Genomic DNA, 16,447 nt, shown 5'->3' with positions numbered 1-16,447 from the left:
GCCGTCGAGCGCGATTGCATGAATATGCGAATATGCGCATAAACGGAAATGGGCAATAGGCTTAATGGAGCCGTCTCATGTTCAGCAGGATGACAATGGATCCGATCGACCTCGTGTCGGCATTGGCCGAAGAGACGCGGCTGGAAGCCATGCGGCTTCTGTGGGACGGCCAGGAACACTGCGTCTGCGAGCTGATGAAGAAGCTGGGCGCCACCCAGTCGCGGATGTCGCGCCACATGGGCGTGCTGAAGATTGCCGGCCTGGTGGTCGATCGTCGTGATGCGCAATGGGTTCGCTACCGCCGGAATCCCCATCTCGATCCGCGTATCATTGCAGTCGTCGAGGCCGTCTTGGCATTGCCGTCGCGCGACAGGAGGGCGGCGGCATGACCACGTTGGAGACGAAAGCCGGGCGCGAGCCGCGGACAGCCGTCTGGCTGGCCGGGACCGCGGCATTCCTGGGTGCCTGGGGCCTGATCTACGCGCAATTGCAGCCGTTCTCCAAATGGGCGGTCGGGCTGCTTCCGCTCGATCCCGGCAGCCATGCGGCAGAGGCTGTCGAATTCTTCGTCTACGACACTCCGAAGGTGTTGATGTTGCTGACCCTCGTAGTGTTCGGCATGGGCGTGCTGCGGAGCTGGTTTTCGCCGGAGCGGACCCGCGCGCTGCTCGCCGGCCGGCGCGAAGGTGTCGGCAACGTCGCCGCCGCCGGGCTCGGCATTCTCACGCCGTTCTGCTCCTGCTCGGCGGTGCCGCTGTTCATCGGCTTTGTCAGTGCCGGCGTGCCGCTCGGCGTCACCTTCTCGTTTCTGATTGCCGCGCCGATGATCAACGAAGTCGCGCTCGGATTGCTGTTCGTGCTGCTGGGCTGGAAAGTGGCGCTCGCCTATCTGGGCTTCGGGCTCGGCATCGCCATCGTCGCCGGCTGGGTGATCGGGCGCTTCCATCTCGAAGGCTGGCTGCAGGACTGGGTCCGCAACGTTCGTTCCAGTGCCGTCGAGATCCCGTCGGCCGCCGTGACATTGGTCGATCGCCTCCGGGCCGGGATCGAGGCCGTGGTCGACATCGTCGGGCGGGTCTGGATCTGGGTCATCGCGGGGATCGCGGCCGGTGCCTTCATTCACGGCTATGTGCCCGCCGACCTGCTGGCTTCGATCATGGGGCGCGACGCGTGGTGGTCGGTGCCCGCAGCCGTCGTGCTCGGCATTCCGATGTATTCCAATGCCGCGGGTATCATTCCGGTGGTCGAAGCTCTGCTCGGCAAGGGCGCCGCGCTCGGCACCGTGCTCGCCTTCATGATGAGCGTCATCGCGCTGTCGGCGCCGGAACTGATCATCCTGCACAAGGTGCTGACCCCCCGGCTGATCGCCGTGTTCGTCGCTGTCGTTGCCTCTGGCATTCTGGCCGTCGGCTTTCTGTTCAATGCCTTATTCACATAGGAGCGTGTCGTCATGAAGGACGTCAAAGTACTCGGTCCCGGCTGTAAACGTTGCGTTACGACGGCCGAGATGGTGCAGGCGGAGGCCGACAGGCTCGGTGTCGCGATCGCCATCGAAAAGGTCACCGACTATGCGGCGATCGCCGGCTACGGCATCGTCTCGACCCCGGGGATCGTGGTCGACGGCAAGGTGGTCCACGCCGGCGGGCTGCCGAAAGCTGAAGATATCGCGCTCTGGCTCGCGTGAGGGGCCGCGGCTCGTCGGATCGCGACGGGCAGGCGGTGGTGCCGATGATGTCTAGGGCAACTCGCCGATGGTGGTTTGCTGCGGGCGCCACCGTGGTCTTGGGCCTCGTCGTGGCTGCCACAATCATCCTGCCGCGATGGTCGGGTGATCAGCCGGCGAAGGCCACGCCACATGATGACCCCGTCAGCGTGGCGATCAGTGCGGGCAAGCCGACGGTCGTCGAGTTCAGCTCCAATTGGTGCCGAAGCTGTCGCGACATGAAACTGATACTCGCGGCGCTTGCTCGTGAGGCATAGCGAGCAATTGAACGTCGTTGACATCGATCTGCTGTCGGCGACAACCAAGCGGTTGGCTCCGCAGTATCGGATTCAAATGATGCCGACCCAGGTATATTTTTCGATTCTGACGGTCGTGAAATCGATCGTCGCCTCGGCTCGATCTCAGGCGACGACATTCAACGACGGCTTGGGTTGCTCCCCCGGACCTCAACGGAGCGTCCATGAACGGTGCAGCGGCTATCGCCACGGCCTTTGCCGCCGGCATCGTCTCGTCGGCGACCCCTTGCGTCATTGCTGCCGTGCCGGTCACCATCGGCTTCGTCGGAAGCCGCTCGACGTCTCGTCGTCAGGCGCTGCTTCTGTCCTTCGCGTTCGTCGCGGGGATGACGCTGGCCTTCGTCCTGTTGGGGCTTGCGGCCGCTCGGCTCGGGTTGTTTTTCGGCGTGGCCGGCGGCTGGTGGGTTGTCATTGTTGGCCTGGTCCTCGCCGCTGCGGGCGTCTGGTTCTGGAAGTACGGCGAGCAATGCTCGATCACGCTTCATCCGTCAGCGACGAGCCGGCTTCGCGGTTCTGGGTGGATTGGCGCCGCGGGCTTCGGTGCCTTGACCGGAACCGTTATGACCCCCTGCGCCACACCGGCCCTCGCTGCCGCCCTCGGATTGGCTGGAACCGGCGCTTTTCTCGGGCAAGCGACCTGGATGGGAGCCGCGATGCTCTTCGCCTACGGATTGGGCCACAGCGCGCTGCTGTTCGTCGCCGGTATCGCGCCGACCTATGCGCAGACGCTGATGGGACGACTTGGACGTTTTGAACGATGGTCGCCCGGCCAGCGGACTTTTGCCGGCATCCTAGTCGTCGCAGGACTTTGGATTGCGTCGAGCGGCGTCCCCGTGTGGGCGGGCAACTGACGTGTTCGTCGAACAACGGCGGCGAAGGCATGTCCCGCCGGTCGTGGTTCGTCAAGCCAGCCGAAACGAACGTTCGACGGGCCGTGGTCCCGGATCACGACACGCGTAACTGGGACCACGGCATCGCGATCGTATCGATCGCATGTCAACGGAGAAGACAATGAGGCGTCCACTACTCTTTCTTGCGATCGGCTGCTGCCTGATCGCCTTCGTGGCTGGTGCACAGTGCGCCTCAGCCGATCCCGCGCCGACTAAGGCCGGCGCTCTGTTTGACGCCGTTCTGGGCCGGCCCGAGGCGAAGGTCACGGTGGAATAACACTCGTCGCTCGGCTGCTCCCATTGCTCCGATTTCCACGTCAACGTGCTGCCGCGCATCAAGGCGCAGTATATCGACACCGGGAAGGTGCGCTGGGTCGTGCGGGACTTTCCGCTGGGGCAATTGCCGCTGGCAGGTGCGGTTGTGGCCCGCTGCGCGGGTCCCGACCACTATCTCGCGCTGCTCGAGACGTTGTTCAAATCCCAGGCGCAATGGATGGCGGGCAAGGACCCTATCGGCAACCTTGAGCTCATAGCCCGCCAGGCCGGGATCGGTCAGGCTCGCTTCGACGCCTGTCTGAAAGACGATGCGCTGATCAACAGCATCATGAACAAAGCCCAGGACGCGCAGAAGCGTCATGCCGTGTCGGCGACGCCGACCTTCATCATCAATGGTGAGAAAGTGGAGGGCGCGATCCCCTTCGAGGAATTCGCCGCCACCCTCGATCGGCATGAAAAGAAGGCCGCTGGCAGGTAGGTCGGGACCGACGAAGCGTCGAGGCCGGAAATCTCCCATCGTCACGAGACGGACATGAAGCACTCATCCTGGTTCGAGCAACCGTCGTTACTTCTCGCCGCGGTCTTCGTCGTCAGCGTTGGCGCGCTCGGCGTGGCGTTTGCCGGCGAGCATTTGTTGGGAGCCGAACCCTGTATTCTCTGCCTCTATCAGCGCGTTCCTTACGCCATAACTGTAATATTGGCCGCGCTGGGCGCTATCTTGCCGATCTCATCGCTCCACAAGAGATTCGTCGTTGCGACATGCGGCGTGGTCTTCCTGCTCGGCGCGATGCTTGCGCTTTACAGTGTCGGCGTCGAGGAACATTGGTGGGCCGGGGTTGCAGGCTGCACTGGCAATCTTCCGGAAGGATTGTCTCTCGATCGGCTTGGAGACCGCACTCTAGTGAGACCGTTATTGCGCCCATGCGACGTCGAGGTGTGGCGGCTATTCGGGCTGTCGATGGCGGCCTACAACAGCGGTTTTCAGGCCATCCTCTGCGCTGGATGCGCCGTTGCTATGTGGCTCCATGACCGGATAAATCGGCATGATTGATGCTCGTCGCAAGCGGGCAGAACGATCTCGGTGTTCCGCTGGATATCGAGATTCGTGCCCCACCGTGCTGAGTCTTGTTCGGCGCGGTAGGCCTGGGCCTCGCCGATCGGTGATTGCCCCACCGCAAGTAGCCATTGAGAATCGGTCGGCGCTAGACTAATGGCGCTCGGATTGGCTCCCAGGGTTATCTTTCGGCGACAGCGGCCGGAACATTGTCGCGCTTGGTCGCAAGCCGTGTCGCGACAGCCATTGCTGCAAGCGTGGCGAGGTCGTTTCGCATTCCTCGGCAAGGCCGTCGGCAAACAACCGCCATTGGTCGAGGTTGCGATAGGGCACGCCAACGATGATAGGTATCCCCAACTGCACGGCCGCAGCGAGTGCATCGCGCAACCCTTTGCCCTCAGCCTCGAGTTTGCCGAATTTGTTGACGATCACCAGTTTTGGATCGTTATGCAGCGCCGAGCATAGCAGGGCTGCGGCATCGGCCAAGGCGCCGTGGTCCAGTCGGCATCCGCGCGCGTCTCTGCCGCGATCCTCAGAAACTCGCAAGATCGTTCCGGATGCAAGTTCTTCAACATCCATGTCGCATTTTTCGCGATCGGGATTGGCCTTGTTGTGTTGAACGAGACCTGCCACGGCCAAGCCGTCGGCACGAAGTCCATAGCCCAACTCTGAGATCGCGCGATCTGCAGCAATGCTATCAGAGTAGACGAGGGCGAGGATAGGAGCGGCGCACTGGGATCGTTTCATGGGGCAGTCACCAGTTGGAGTCACGGTTCGGCGCATGGTCGGGAGAAGCCATCCCCGTCAGTCGAATCGCCGCGCGCAATCGGACCCACGTGATGCCGGGTTGAAGAATGGTCAGCCCGCATGCAAGAAGCCTGCGGGCTGACTTTTACGGGAGCTATGCCTTGAATTGAGGCGACTTGAACGAGAGCCGCTTCGTCGTCTCTGAAGCGGACGCGATCTTGCGAATGTCGGCCCAGCTGTGTTTGTAGTCCGGAATGACGAGCTCGTTGACGCCGGCGTTGACGATGTTGCCTTGCACGCCGGTCGGGAAAGCAAACAGCATAAACGTCTGATTGCGTTTCGCCGTGGGCGTCGGCTGCACCATGGCCTGGGTCGAGCCGGCGTCGTTGAAGACCTCAACGAGGTCGCCCGCGCCCAAACTCAGGTCCTTCATGTCGTCCGGGTTCATTTCGATGAAGGGGTAGGGCATCCGGTCCATGACAAAGTCATTGTACTGGTCCATGAACGCATTCTGCCAAACCATATTGGTTCTCCCGTTGTTGACGAGGAACCGGTACTTCGCCTTCTGCTCGGCCTTGCCCGCCGCCTGCAAGCCGCGCCAGGGCGCTGCCATGAAGAAGGCCTTGCCGTCCTTGGTCGAGAACTTGCCGTCCGTATAGAGACGCTTGGTTCCGACAATCTTGTCGTCGACGACGGCGGTCGCTGGCTCCTGAAAGCCGTTGGTGCCCATCGTCTTCAGCCTGGCATAGGTGACGTGCTGGCCGCCCTTCTCATGTTTGGCGTAACCATCGAGGAAAGCGTCTTCCTCCGTCTTCCAGTCGAAGCCTTTGAACTGGTCGGCGTAGGCGGTCTTTCCCTGTTCGCGCAGCACGCGTTCCATGGTGTTGGCCAGCCGGGCGGCGATCAGGCAGTCCGGGATCGCGTTGCCCGGTGGGTCCATGTAGCGCTCGGTCAGCCGCATGCGCCTTTCGCCGTTCATCGAGGTGAGATTCATTTCACCGGAGATCGCCGCCGGCAACCACACGTGCGAGGCTTGGCCGATCTGGGTTGGGACGATGTCGACGTCGACCGAGAACAGCCCGCCTTGGCGAACCGCCGTCATGATCGCATCGACCATGGCCTTGCGGTCGCCCCATGGCACGGTGTTCATGGCGTCCTTCACCATGTCCGTCCGGCGTTTGTAGATCTGCTTGAACTTCAGGGCGTTCAGTGTCGTCTTGTAGTGGTCGCAGGCCCAGATGTGATGAACGCCACCCCGGCCTTCGATCAAGAGCTTGTCGACATAGGCTGCGGGCCGGCCGACATGCGCGTCCGAGGGACGCGAATAACCTTCCTGGTGGCCGCCCAGCCGGACCACGCCGCCCCCGGGGCGCCCGACATTGCCGGTCGCGAGAGCGAGATTCACGATCGCGCCGTTGGTGCGGTAGTTGTCGTTGCCCCAGATGATGCCTTTTTCATAACCCAGCATGGTGCGGCGGCGTTTGCCCCCCGCCTTCGGCTGGGCGATCCACTCGGCAGCCTTGACGATGTCCTCGGCCTTGAGACCGGTGATCTTCACGGCATCGGCCATCGAGGTTCGGTTGGCGGCCAGCGCCGCGGCGAAGTCGGTCAGCGGTTGATCGTTCGGCAGGCCGCCCGGTCGCGAAATGAGCGATGCGCCTTGGTCCGCAGGCAACGTGTTCGCCGCGATGAAGGCCTTGTCGATCCAACCCTTGTCGGCGATGTAGCTCAGCAACGCGTTGAATAGGACGAGATCGGTGCCGGGCTCGAGCGCGAGATGCAGCACACGGTCCTTGCCGGCCTCGGCCTCGCAGGCGGCAACAGTGACGGTCCGGCGGGGGTCGATGATAATGATGCGGCCCGCTTCAACCGCCTCGTCCGGGAGCTCTTTCTTCTTCTTGTCGACCGACGACCCGCGCAGATTCGGGATCCAGTGGTTGAGGAAATAGTTGGTCTGGGTCTCCAGCGGATTGGTGCCGATCGCGACGATCGTGTCGGCGAGTTCGGCATCCTCGTAGCAGTTGTTGAGTTCGCCGACGCCCATGTCCCGCGTGCCGTGGACCTCGGAATTGTAGGCGGGGCGGTTGTGAATGCGGACGTTCTTGACCTTCATGGCGCCGAAATAGAGCTTGCCGGTGCCCCAGGTGTTCTCATATCCGCCGGCCGAGCCACCATGGTCGAACATCGAAACGAACAGGCCATCCTCGCCTTGCTCGTTGATCACCGCGGCCGTCACGCGCGCCACCAGGTCCAGCGCGTCGTCCCAATTCGTTGGCTGCATCGAGCCGTAGCGCCACACCATCGGATCCGTCAGTCGCTGCAACTGGGTGCCGCGCTGCTGCGAGGTGTGGTTCTCCGCCATCCGAGCGCCGCGGATCGAGCCCAGGCCGGAATTCACAACGCAATCGACGTCAGGCTTGATGACAAGCTGTACGTCTTGGCCGTTCTGCCGGACGACGTTGTACATCGACGGTGCGTACCACGCGTTGGTCTCCGCAGCCTGCTGCTTGGAGAGATCAACGCCGAATTTGTTCGATTTTGCGTCGTAGCCGCCCTGCTTGTTGATCGGCCAAGTGTAAGCCTTGTAGCCGCAGCCGACGATGCAATAGTGACACGTAACGTTGTGCTCCTTGGCATCCGCGGGAATGATGGGCAGGCGATCGATTTGTCGCTTGTGGGTCATGATGTCCTCCCGTCAGAGCACGTTGGAAAGTCGGCCATAGAGTAGTTCATCGACGCCGTCCGCGTAGATGTCACCCTTGCCGTCGACACGCAGTGCATATTGCGCGAGGTTCTGTGTTGCATGCCCCCAGATCTGCTGACCTGCTTTCTCGCAGTCGTACCGTGCATAGTGGCCGGTACAGGTCAGGGTCTTGTCATCCGCGGTGTAGTGCAGCGGGAAGCCCTTGTGCGGGCAGACGGTGGAGAAACCGACGATGTCACCCTGGGGCCCAATGCCGCCCTCGACCCGAGTCCCCAATTTGAGCAGCACGCCTGGCGCATCTTTGTCGGGATAGCTGACTTCGAACGGTTCGTTGAGCTTCAGCTGCGACAAGTTCGCAAGCCGATTGGACGGATAGTTGATCCTCGCCGAGGTCGGTGCCGCGTTGGCCTCTGTCGGCAGCATGGTCGTTACGGCAGCACCAGCTGCGGCAAGGCTCGCACCGCTGAGGAAGCGGCGGCGGCCGGCATCGACCTGATTGTTGCATCTCTTCATCTGGTTTCGCTCCCGAAGTTTCGCGCTTTGATGCGCAATCATCTGCAGGAGATGGGCCACTCTCAAAAGGCGAGTGTAATCATGACTTCGCAGTGCGGTGAGACGATTGGCGCGGGCGTTCATGTTCGGAGTTTCGAACATGGTGCAATGCCGCTGGTTCAGGAAACCGACGGACGCGAACCGGGCGGGGGACGCGAGAACGCTTCATCGATTGCTTGAAGCATATGGTACTTGCCAGATGCACTGGCTCCTCATCCAGAGGAGCCCGGTGAAGCCGGGCGTCTCGAAGGATGGGCGACGACGCCGTGCAGGCGGCGCATGGTTCGAGACGGCGCCGCGCGCCTCTTCACCATGAGCTGTGCCTGTGGTGGGCCTCCCAAAACGCCAGCGCTGATTCCGTTGGAAACAGAACTGCTCCAGTGAAGGGTCTGCGAGGGAAGTAGGTACGAAGTGCTCCGCGTAGCGATCTATGCGCCACAGCGCTGCGATTCGGCCCTAATTCTCTCCGCTCAGGTTCAGGCGACGCATTTTGTCCCATAATGTGGTGCGCCCGATTCTCAGCAATTTGGAAGCCGCGCCGATTTCTCCGCTGGTCGCAGACAGAGCGCGTAGGATATGCCGTTTCTCTGCGCTCTGACGGGCGTCTTCGAGCGAGCCCATCTGGGCGTCGGAAGCCGAGTCGTCTGCCTGATCTGGAAAGAGATCGCCTGGCATGACCCATTGCCCCAGGCCAAGCGCAACGGCCCGCTCCATTCGATTGCGTAGTTCCCGCACGTTTCCAGGCCAAGCGTAGGCGAGGGCGGTCTCCTCGGCGAGAGCGCTGATCCCTTTCAACGATGTCTCAATCCGGCCTGCGCTTTCTTCGAAGAAGCGTTGCATCAGCCAAGGAATATCGTCGTGACGAGTCCGTAATGGCGGGATTCGTACAGTCACGACATTGATTCGATAGTACAGATCCTCGCGAAACCGACCCGTCTCGACCAGCTTCGGAAGATTGGCATTCGTCGCGACGATCAATCGACCCTTGAACGGGATGGGGCGTTCGCCGCCCAGCCGGTAGAATGTTCGCTCCTCGATCAGGCGCAGCAGTTTCGCCTGCAACTCGAGCCGAAGATCGCCGATCTCGTCGAGGAACAGAGCCCCTTCACCGGCGCGTTCGGCGTAGCCCAGATGTCGTTGCGACGCTCCCGTGAACGCGCCTTTCTCGTGACCCAGAAGCTCGCTTTCCAGCATCTCGCCCGGAATGGCGGCGCAGTTGACAGCCATGAACGGCCGTCTCTCGGGGCCCGACATCGCGTGAAGATATCTGGCGGCAACCTCCTTGCCGCTGCCGGTCTCGCCGGTGATGAGCACGGTCGAATTCAGCCTGGCCACGCGCAACAACAGACGTTCAAGGTCCTTCATTGCCGGCGAAAGCCCGAGCGCATGGCTGTTGGTGTCCGAGCGTGGCCCTATCAATTCCGTCAGCCGCAGCAGAAAGTCGTCCAGCTCGAACGGCTTGGTGAAATAGTCGTGCGCCCCGATCCTCATCAGTCGGACCGCCTGATCGATGTCGCCATGACCGGTGATGAACAGAAACGGCGGAAGCTTGGATGCTCTCGCGGCCTCACGAAACAGGTCTTCGCCGCCGATGTCCGGCAGGCGAATGTCGCAAACGATCGCCTCGAGCGGACTAGATTTGATGTTCTTCAGCGCATCCTGCCCGCATCGCCACCATCTGACCGTGGCGCCTTCAAGGGCCAGTCGCTGGACGATGCTCTCGCCCATGATCGCGTCGTCCTCGACAAGACCGATCGTGCGACCGTTAAGCGACATCAGACAACTCCACATCGGCAAATGGAACCAGCAGCCGTACGGCGGTTCCTCCAGCTAGCGGTCTTTCGACCTCGATCGTTCCACCCAGATCTGTGATCAGCCGATTGATAGTCCAAAGACCCAAACCTCCGCCTTCGATTGGAGGAGGAGCTCCCGAACGGCCTGTCAGCACTTCGGCTGCCGGTGGGGGCAGGCCCGGCCCGCGGTCAATGACGACAATCGTGATCTGCGTCGACGTTGCAGCGGACGAGACGCTCACTTCAGATGCGTCTGGGGCTGCGGCGACGGCGTTCAGGACGAGATTGAGGATTGCCTGGCGGATCGGCGTGCTCGGTATCGGCACCGACCCAGTCAAAGCATTGTCTATGACGATCTGGATCGATTTTCGTCGAGCTTCCGGCGTAATCAGAAGGCCGAGGTCGTTGATATCAGCGGGGGCAAGATCACGCGGAGCGGCGTCGGTTCGGTAAATCGCCAACGTGGTCCGAACCACGTCGCGGATGCCGGTGAGGCCTCGCTCCAGTAAGCCCAGGCTCGCGTTGCGAACGTTTGAGAGATGGCCATGAGCTTTGAGGGTCGACACCGCATTGAAAAGCCCGCCTAGCGGATTGTTGATCTCGTGCGCGATCGCCGATGCCATCCGCCCGAGACTGCCGAGCCGCTTTTCTTCGGCCAAGCGCTTGCCGAGATCCTCGCGCTCCTTCATCGATCTGACCAGTGCGTTGTAGCCGTGAAACAGACGGTTGAATTCGCCACGGGTTTCCGCAACGACGCGGTCTGGAATTGCGACAGCAAGTGTCTCCTGGTCGACGCCCAAATGTTGTGACAGGATTCGCACCGGCCGCATCATGCGCGCCACCAGCAGCCAGCCGGCCGCAGCGAGTAGGATGGTGAGGACGCCATTGGTGAGGACCAAGGTGATGACGACATTCTGCCGCTCGGCCGCCAAATGCCGCGTATCGAAGCTGGCGTAAATGATGCCGGCGGTGCGCCCGGGATAGGACAGAATGCGCGTGGCACTCGCCGTATTGGCGCCTGCGTCGAAGCTGAAGATCTCGTTGTCACTCAGAGCGGTGCCGGGTCGCTTGTCCTTGACGGTGGAGTTTATGGGATGCTGCTTGGGATCCGACGCGGCAATGACGATGCCGTCGGCATTGGTAACGATGGTTTCGGCAGGTCGAAGACTCTTGTTCAGCTCCTGAGCGCGCGCGATTGCATCAAATACCTCCCAGTTGTCTTCACGCAGGATCGACGGCGCGATTGCCGATGATAGGCCATCAAGATAGGATCGAGACAGATCGATGAGGTGGCGTTCCTGAGTGTCGGTGAGCCGCGAAAGCACCCGCTCGGATAGAACAAATCCCACAAGCATCATCAAGGCGGCGACTGCGAGCGGCACCTTCAGGGTGATCGGCCATGAACCGTCGAAGAGGCGGCGCATGGCGATCATCCAGCCGCCGCAACCAATGCGGCCTTCGATGCGATCGAGTCGAATAGCGCGGGATCCTCCATGCTGAATCCGTCCAGGCGCAACAGGTGAAGCACCGTTCGGCCTTCATCGTCATCGCTCATTCGAAGAAGCGCCGCGGTCAGTGCCGCCAGTCGTGGACCGTCATTCGGGGTTTTCGGGGCAGCGATCGGAGGAAAGCCCAGCGGCTCGGAAGCTTTCAAGACCCTTGTCCGCGCGGTCAGCGCCGGTTCGAGCTCGGAGAGCACGTCGTAGACATAGCCGTCCACGGAGCCAGAACCGGCAAGCCCCGACGCGACGGCTCTCACAACATTGCGATGGCCGTATGTGAAAAACGTTTTCGAAAAAAACGTCTCGGGTCGAAGGCGTCGCTCGGCCAGAGCCGCACGGGTGACCAGAAATCCGGAGTTTGAATCGGGATCAGAGAACGCGTGGATATCCCCCCGCAGATCGTGGACATCCGCGGCAACTCGCGCACGGTCTACGATCAGGTAGGATTGGTAAAGCGGCTTGCGATGCCACAATGGAACCGAGACCAACTGAAGCTCGGACCGATGGGCGACGAAGGGAAACCCACAGATCCATGCCGCATCAAGCTGTCCCGATGTCAGAAGAGCGGTAATTTCCTGATAGGTGCGCCGCGAAATCAGCGATACTTGATAACCTGTTGTGCGCTGCAAATAGGACTGCAGGCGTCCCAGCAGCTCAAGATCGGATATCAAGAAGACGGGCGTCAGGCCAAATTTGATCGGCGCATTCGGCCGTGGCTCCGCCGCATGAGCGTTCGACGACAAAACGAGCCCCGCAACCCAGCAGGCCAAGCCCCGTCTGCTTAGCACTTGGTCTGGACCGAAGCCCATTTCGTCCTCCCGGTATCCCTATTGGAGACGATCCTATCGTGGATCTGCTGGCACCGAAATAGGTAGTTTGAACTGCACCAGTCTTACGACGGGCGCTGCGGTGGGTTTCATGGTGAAAGAGAGCGCAAAGTGTTGATTGAGCTAATTCGGAGGGGTGATCTCACGGCCCGGCCGATGAGTGTGTTAGTATGATCGCTGAATCGACGCTCGGCTCTGATCTGCCCAAGAGCTGCAGCTTGGCGGCGTCCCGGGTAACGAAATGCCTAAACAGTTGAATCCGAGGGGACCATTTGTCCACTACGACTCCTGCTCGAAATGGGACCTATGCGCGGGACGCGTGATGGGCGGCCACCGTCTCGCGGTGGCTCGAGTCTCGAGAGTGCTATGCAGCACTTGGCCGCGCAGGATCTCAACTGGGTGTGGCGATTGGTGCGCTCCGCTTCTGAGCGCCTCAATAGGATGTCGTCGCTTGAAGGTCAGCGCGTGCCCTGGCAAGGCAGTAAATCGCGCTGAGATCTCGATCCTTGACCACGTTTTCGGCGGCGAGCTGCCTCACATCGAGGTTAGCACTTGAATCGCGACCCTGCTGTCCGCTAGATTGCTTTGATAATCGGACTCGGCGCAGCCGGGTGGCTCGGCCGGGCGCCTATCCCTCGGATCATTCAAAGCAACGCACCTGACGCTCCGCAATGCGCGATGCGCTGCCCATCCAGAGGATGGGGTTTGCTTGTCCCACGGGTCGAAATCCTAAATGTTCTCAATCGCTTCGCTTCGTCGCGTATGGTTTTCCAATCCGCGCGGCGATATCCTCGCCGGCATCGTCGTGGCGCTCGCGCTGATCCCGGAGGCGATCGGATTCTCGATCATCGCCGGCGTCGATCCCAAGGTCGGACTGTACGCCTCGTTCTCGATCGCGGTGATCATCGCTTTCGTCGGCGGGCGTCCCGGCATGATCTCGGCGGCCACCGCGGCGGTCGCCGTTCTGGTGGTGCCGCTGGTCCGCGACCACGGCGTCGAGTACCTGTTCGCGGCGACGATTCTGATGGGTGTGTTTCAGGTCATCGCCGGATTCCTGCGGCTCGATCTCCTGATGCAATACGTCTCGCGCTCGGTGGTCACCGGCTTCGTCAACGCGCTGGCGATTCTGATCTTCGTCGCGCAGTGGCCGCAACTGATCAACGTGACGTGGGTGACCTACGCGATGGTCGCCGGCGGGCTCGCCATCATCTATCTGTTTCCGCTGCTGACCAAGGCGGTGCCGTCGCCGCTGGTGGCGATCGTGATCCTGACCGTGATCTCGATCTATGGCGGGCTCCACGTCAACACCGTCGGCGACATGGGGCAGCTACCCTCCGCGCTTCCGCACTTCCTGATTCCCGATGTGCCGCTGACCTGGCAGACGTTGCAGATCATCGCGCCGTATTCGCTGACGATGGCGGCGGTCGGGCTGCTGGAATCGATGATGACCGCGCAGATCGTCGACGACCTCACCGACACGTCGAGCGACAAGCGGCGCGAGTGCAGGGGGCAGGGCATCGCCAATTTCGCCACCGGCTTCATAGGCGGGATGGGCGGCTGCGCGATGATCGGCCAGTCCGTCATCAACGTGAAATCCGGCGGCTGCACGCGGCTGTCGACGCTGGTCGCCGGCAGCTTCCTGCTGTTCCTGATCGTCGTATTGGGCCCGCTGGTCAGCCGGATTCCGATGCCGTCGCTGGTGGCGGTGATGATCATGGTCTCGATCGGCACCTTCAGCTGGAATTCGATCCGCGATCTGAAGATTCACCCGTGGCAATCGTCGCTGGTGATGGTGGTGACGGTGGTGGTCGTGGTGTGGACGCACGATCTGGCGCAGGGCGTGCTGGCCGGCGTGATCCTGAGCGGCCTGTTCTTCGCCAGCAAGGTGAGGGGCCTGTTCACGGTGAGCTCCGAGCTCGCGTCCGATGGAAGCTGCCGGACCTATCGGGTCGCGGGGCAGGTGTTCTTCGCATCAACCGAACGCTTCGCGGAAGCGTTCGACTTCAAAGAGGTGCTCGATCGCGTCGTGATCGACGTGTCGGCGGCGCATTTATGGGATATCTCCGCCGTCGGAATTCTCGACAAGGTGATCCTGCGCTTCCGGCGCGAGGGCGCGACCGTGGAGATCGTCGGCCTCAACGAAGCGAGCGAAAGACTGGTTCGCCGCTTCGCACTCCACGACAAGCCGGGCGCCGATACGCGCCCCGCCGGACATTGAGGAGGATTTCCATGAAACGGATTCTCGCCTGCATCGACGCCTCCGCTTATGCGACCAGCGTCTGCGAACTCACCACCTGGGCGGCCGGTCGTCTCTCCGCCAGCGTCGAACTGCTCCACGTCGTCCAGCGCAAGGATGCGGTGGCGGCGCGCCACGATCTCAGCGGCGCGATCGGTCTGGGCGTCAAGAGCGAGCTGCTCGAGGAATTGACCCGGATCGACGAAGCGGAAGGCAAGCTCGCGATCGAGCGTGGGCGCATCCTGCTCAACGAAACGGCGCGGCGGTTGGCCGAGGCGGGGATCGCGGACGTCCGCAAGCTGCACCGGCACGGCGGCATCCTCGAAACCATCATCGAACGCGAGGCCGAAGCCGATCTGGTGGTGATCGGCAAGCGCGGCTCGTCGAGCCAGTTCGCGAAGGAGCATATCGGCTCGGAAATCGAGCGCGTCGTCCGCGCCAGCATCAAGCCGGTGCTGATCGCGTCGAGCAAGATCCGGGAGCCGCGCACCGTCGTGGTCGCCTTCGACGGCAGCGCCGCGGCGTCCAAGGCCCTGGGTTTCGTCGCGTCGTCTCCGCTGTTCGAGGGGATGGCGGTGCATTTGGTGGTCGCCGGGCCGGACGATGCCGCGCATCGCAGCCGGCTCGAACAGGCGGCCGCGCGGATGTCCGATCGCACGCCCGCGCCGGTGAAGTTTCTGGGGCAGGGCACCGCCGAAAAGGTGATCGCCGACTACATGGCCGGTCAGCCGGACGGGCTTCTGGTGATGGGCGCCTACGGTCACTCGCCGCTGCGCGCGCTGATCGTCGGCAGCACCACCACGGCGATGATCCGGACGGTTCACGTGCCGGTGCTGCTGATCAGGTAGCGTCCCATCACCGCTGCCTATCCTCGTCGCCTGCGGCATCGTAGCGGTTCCGTTCGCGGAACTATGCCGGTGCGCGTGACTTGATGGGGCGAGCGCCCGACGCACGGATTGATTGTCGGGCGTCAGTCCACCGCGGGCTCCCGCCGCGATGCGATCTGCGCTCGCCAGAACAGCCGGGGAAAATCCATGCTCCATGTTGACGTTCCGACGCGCCAGGAAATCACGACGCTCAACCGTCGCCGTTCCGAGGCTTGCGTCTCGATCTATCTCGCCACCACGCCGCTGACGCAGAATATCGCCATCAGCAGGACTGAATTCGGGAATCTCTCGGAGCAGGCGTTCGCACAGCTCGAGGAGATCGGCTTCGACAAGCGGCGGCTGTCTCGCCCGCTGCTCGACGAGCGATGACCGCGGCGCAGGGCGCCGACACAATGCAGGTGAGAGCCGCTCTTCCGGAGTCGAGCCCCTGCAACAGAGCATGGCCTGAGCGGCCAGCGGCGGCGGTGCCTTCCTGGCCGTGCGATAACTGGGATGGCGCTATGTTCGGCGACAGCCGCAGCATGGTCGAGTTCAGGAGCACTATCGGGAACGATGAAAGTTCAAGCGAGTCCGGATGAGCAGTGCGGTCACGCTCAGGATCGACAGCGTGGTCGACCGTTCCGACAATGACAAATTCCGTCGTGATCTCAATGGGTCGAAACTGACAAAAATATCGGAACGGCCTCTGGGATCACTCCGATATTTCGAAGACTTCCAAGCTGAATACGAGGGTTCGATTCCCTTCACCGCTCCAGATCGCGCGGCCTAAATCGCCGGCCCGGATCGTCGGCTTTCGATCGCCCGCTTCAATGCTCTGGCCCGTCCTGACGGAACTGGAGCCAGCGCAATCGGAGCGTTCACGGTTCAGTCGTTCGGCGCCTCGTGATATCGCGCGACGAGAGCGACTTCGTTCGTCGAGCCGAAAACGACGCGACGCCCGCCAGATTGATCACTCGCCCA

14 protein-coding genes, 1 pseudogene and 1 other annotated feature are annotated in these 16,447 nt (G+C 62.0%); of the genes and pseudogenes, 9 read left to right on the top strand and 6 right to left on the bottom strand.

Features of this window, described 5'->3' with window-relative positions; translation table 11 throughout:
• Positions 1 to 95: 95 nt before the first annotated feature.
• The 6 genes and pseudogenes from SR870_RS08625 (at position 96) to SR870_RS08600 (ending at position 4,236) form a co-directional block, all read left to right on the top strand.
• On the top strand, positions 96 to 389 hold the full coding sequence (locus SR870_RS08625) for a metalloregulator ArsR/SmtB family transcription factor (protein ID WP_322517567.1): 294 nt from the start codon (positions 96 to 98) through the stop codon (positions 387 to 389).
• On the top strand, positions 386 to 1,438 hold the full coding sequence (locus SR870_RS08620) for a permease (RefSeq protein WP_322517566.1): 1,053 nt from the start codon (positions 386 to 388) through the stop codon (positions 1,436 to 1,438). The genes SR870_RS08625 and SR870_RS08620 overlap by 4 nt, the downstream gene beginning before the upstream one ends.
• 12 nt (positions 1,439 to 1,450) lie before the next feature.
• On the top strand, positions 1,451 to 1,684 hold the full coding sequence (locus SR870_RS08615) for a thioredoxin family protein (RefSeq protein ID WP_322517565.1): 234 nt from the start codon (positions 1,451 to 1,453) through the stop codon (positions 1,682 to 1,684).
• Between the two features lie 499 nt (positions 1,685 to 2,183).
• Positions 2,184 to 2,870, top strand: coding sequence for a cytochrome c biogenesis CcdA family protein (locus SR870_RS08610; RefSeq protein ID WP_322517564.1), 687 nt, complete (start codon positions 2,184 to 2,186; stop codon positions 2,868 to 2,870).
• Between the two features lie 331 nt (positions 2,871 to 3,201).
• A pseudogene (locus SR870_RS08605) lies at positions 3,202 to 3,663 on the top strand (thioredoxin domain-containing protein); the annotation flags it as partial.
• A gap of 54 nt (positions 3,664 to 3,717) precedes the next feature.
• On the top strand, positions 3,718 to 4,236 hold the full coding sequence (locus tag SR870_RS08600; protein ID WP_322517563.1) for a disulfide bond formation protein B: 519 nt from the start codon (positions 3,718 to 3,720) through the stop codon (positions 4,234 to 4,236).
• Positions 4,237 to 4,392: 156 nt separating this feature from the next.
• Here the strand turns inward: SR870_RS08600 and SR870_RS08595 are convergent, their stop codons facing one another.
• From SR870_RS08595 to SR870_RS08570, 6 genes are all read right to left on the bottom strand, one after another.
• Positions 4,393 to 4,986, bottom strand: a complete 594-nt coding sequence (locus tag SR870_RS08595; protein ID WP_322517562.1) for a DUF2478 domain-containing protein — start codon at positions 4,984 to 4,986, stop codon at positions 4,393 to 4,395.
• Positions 4,987 to 5,140: 154 nt separating this feature from the next.
• Positions 5,141 to 7,669 carry an arsenate reductase (azurin) large subunit gene (locus tag SR870_RS08590; protein ID WP_322517561.1) on the bottom strand — a complete coding sequence of 843 codons (2,529 nt, stop codon included), beginning with the start codon at positions 7,667 to 7,669 and terminating at the stop codon, positions 5,141 to 5,143.
• Between the two features lie 12 nt (positions 7,670 to 7,681).
• A complete protein-coding gene (locus SR870_RS08585; protein ID WP_322518229.1) occupies positions 7,682 to 8,203 on the bottom strand; it encodes an arsenate reductase (azurin) small subunit in 522 nt (173 codons plus the stop codon).
• A 495-nt stretch (positions 8,204 to 8,698) separates the two neighbouring features.
• Positions 8,699 to 10,018 carry a sigma-54 dependent transcriptional regulator gene (locus SR870_RS08580; RefSeq protein ID WP_322517560.1) on the bottom strand — a complete coding sequence of 440 codons (1,320 nt, stop codon included), beginning with the start codon at positions 10,016 to 10,018 and terminating at the stop codon, positions 8,699 to 8,701.
• The gene (locus SR870_RS08575; RefSeq protein ID WP_322517559.1) at positions 10,008 to 11,468 is read right to left on the bottom strand and encodes a HAMP domain-containing sensor histidine kinase; all 1,461 of its coding nucleotides are present in this window, start codon (positions 11,466 to 11,468) and stop codon (positions 10,008 to 10,010) included. The genes SR870_RS08580 and SR870_RS08575 overlap by 11 nt, the downstream gene beginning before the upstream one ends.
• A complete protein-coding gene (locus SR870_RS08570) occupies positions 11,465 to 12,307 on the bottom strand; it encodes a PhnD/SsuA/transferrin family substrate-binding protein (RefSeq protein ID WP_322517558.1) in 843 nt (280 codons plus the stop codon). The genes SR870_RS08575 and SR870_RS08570 overlap by 4 nt, the downstream gene beginning before the upstream one ends.
• Positions 12,308 to 12,955: 648 nt before the next feature.
• Positions 12,956 to 13,009: a sequence feature (sul1 is cis-regulatory element that is thought to sense ions involved in sulfur or methionine metabolism; They are found in Alphaproteobacteria), on the top strand.
• An 88-nt stretch (positions 13,010 to 13,097) separates the two neighbouring features.
• On the opposite strand from SR870_RS08570, the gene SR870_RS08565 reads away from it, so the two are divergent.
• The 3 genes from SR870_RS08565 (at position 13,098) to SR870_RS08555 (ending at position 15,856) form a co-directional block, all read left to right on the top strand.
• Positions 13,098 to 14,582, top strand: coding sequence for a SulP family inorganic anion transporter (locus tag SR870_RS08565; protein ID WP_322517557.1), 1,485 nt, complete (start codon positions 13,098 to 13,100; stop codon positions 14,580 to 14,582).
• A gap of 11 nt (positions 14,583 to 14,593) precedes the next feature.
• The gene (locus tag SR870_RS08560) at positions 14,594 to 15,448 is read left to right on the top strand and encodes a universal stress protein (RefSeq protein WP_322517556.1); all 855 of its coding nucleotides are present in this window, start codon (positions 14,594 to 14,596) and stop codon (positions 15,446 to 15,448) included.
• 186 nt (positions 15,449 to 15,634) lie between these two features.
• Positions 15,635 to 15,856 (top strand): hypothetical protein, encoded by a 222-nt coding sequence (locus tag SR870_RS08555; protein WP_322517555.1) that lies wholly within the window; start codon positions 15,635 to 15,637, stop codon positions 15,854 to 15,856.
• The last annotated feature ends 591 nt before the right edge of the window (positions 15,857 to 16,447 follow it).

The organism is Rhodopseudomonas palustris (assembly GCF_034479375.1).
In the GTDB taxonomy this organism is placed as follows: domain Bacteria; phylum Pseudomonadota; class Alphaproteobacteria; order Rhizobiales; family Xanthobacteraceae; genus Rhodopseudomonas; species Rhodopseudomonas palustris_M.
Note: the sequence above shows the minus strand (reverse complement) of the source record. Positions and strands in the feature narration are given on the sequence as shown.

Excerpts from the sequence above, each read along its gene's own strand:
- SR870_RS08625 (WP_322517567.1), top strand. The coding sequence starts at position 96 with ATGGATCCGATCGACCTCGTGTCGGCATTGGCCGAAGAGACGCGGCTG.
- SR870_RS08620 (WP_322517566.1), top strand. The coding sequence starts at position 386 with ATGACCACGTTGGAGACGAAAGCCGGGCGCGAGCCGCGGACAGCCGTC.
- SR870_RS08615 (WP_322517565.1), top strand. The coding sequence starts at position 1,451 with ATGAAGGACGTCAAAGTACTCGGTCCCGGCTGTAAACGTTGCGTTACG.
- SR870_RS08610 (WP_322517564.1), top strand. The coding sequence starts at position 2,184 with ATGAACGGTGCAGCGGCTATCGCCACGGCCTTTGCCGCCGGCATCGTC.
- SR870_RS08600 (WP_322517563.1), top strand. The coding sequence starts at position 3,718 with ATGAAGCACTCATCCTGGTTCGAGCAACCGTCGTTACTTCTCGCCGCG.
- SR870_RS08595 (WP_322517562.1), bottom strand. The coding sequence starts at position 4,986 with ATGAAACGATCCCAGTGCGCCGCTCCTATCCTCGCCCTCGTCTACTCT.
- SR870_RS08590 (WP_322517561.1), bottom strand. The coding sequence starts at position 7,669 with ATGACCCACAAGCGACAAATCGATCGCCTGCCCATCATTCCCGCGGAT.
- SR870_RS08585 (WP_322518229.1), bottom strand. The coding sequence starts at position 8,203 with ATGAAGAGATGCAACAATCAGGTCGATGCCGGCCGCCGCCGCTTCCTC.
- SR870_RS08580 (WP_322517560.1), bottom strand. The coding sequence starts at position 10,018 with ATGTCGCTTAACGGTCGCACGATCGGTCTTGTCGAGGACGACGCGATC.
- SR870_RS08575 (WP_322517559.1), bottom strand. The coding sequence starts at position 11,468 with ATGATCGCCATGCGCCGCCTCTTCGACGGTTCATGGCCGATCACCCTG.
- SR870_RS08565 (WP_322517557.1), top strand. The coding sequence starts at position 13,098 with ATGTTCTCAATCGCTTCGCTTCGTCGCGTATGGTTTTCCAATCCGCGC.
- SR870_RS08560 (WP_322517556.1), top strand. The coding sequence starts at position 14,594 with ATGAAACGGATTCTCGCCTGCATCGACGCCTCCGCTTATGCGACCAGC.
- SR870_RS08555 (WP_322517555.1), top strand. The coding sequence starts at position 15,635 with ATGCTCCATGTTGACGTTCCGACGCGCCAGGAAATCACGACGCTCAAC.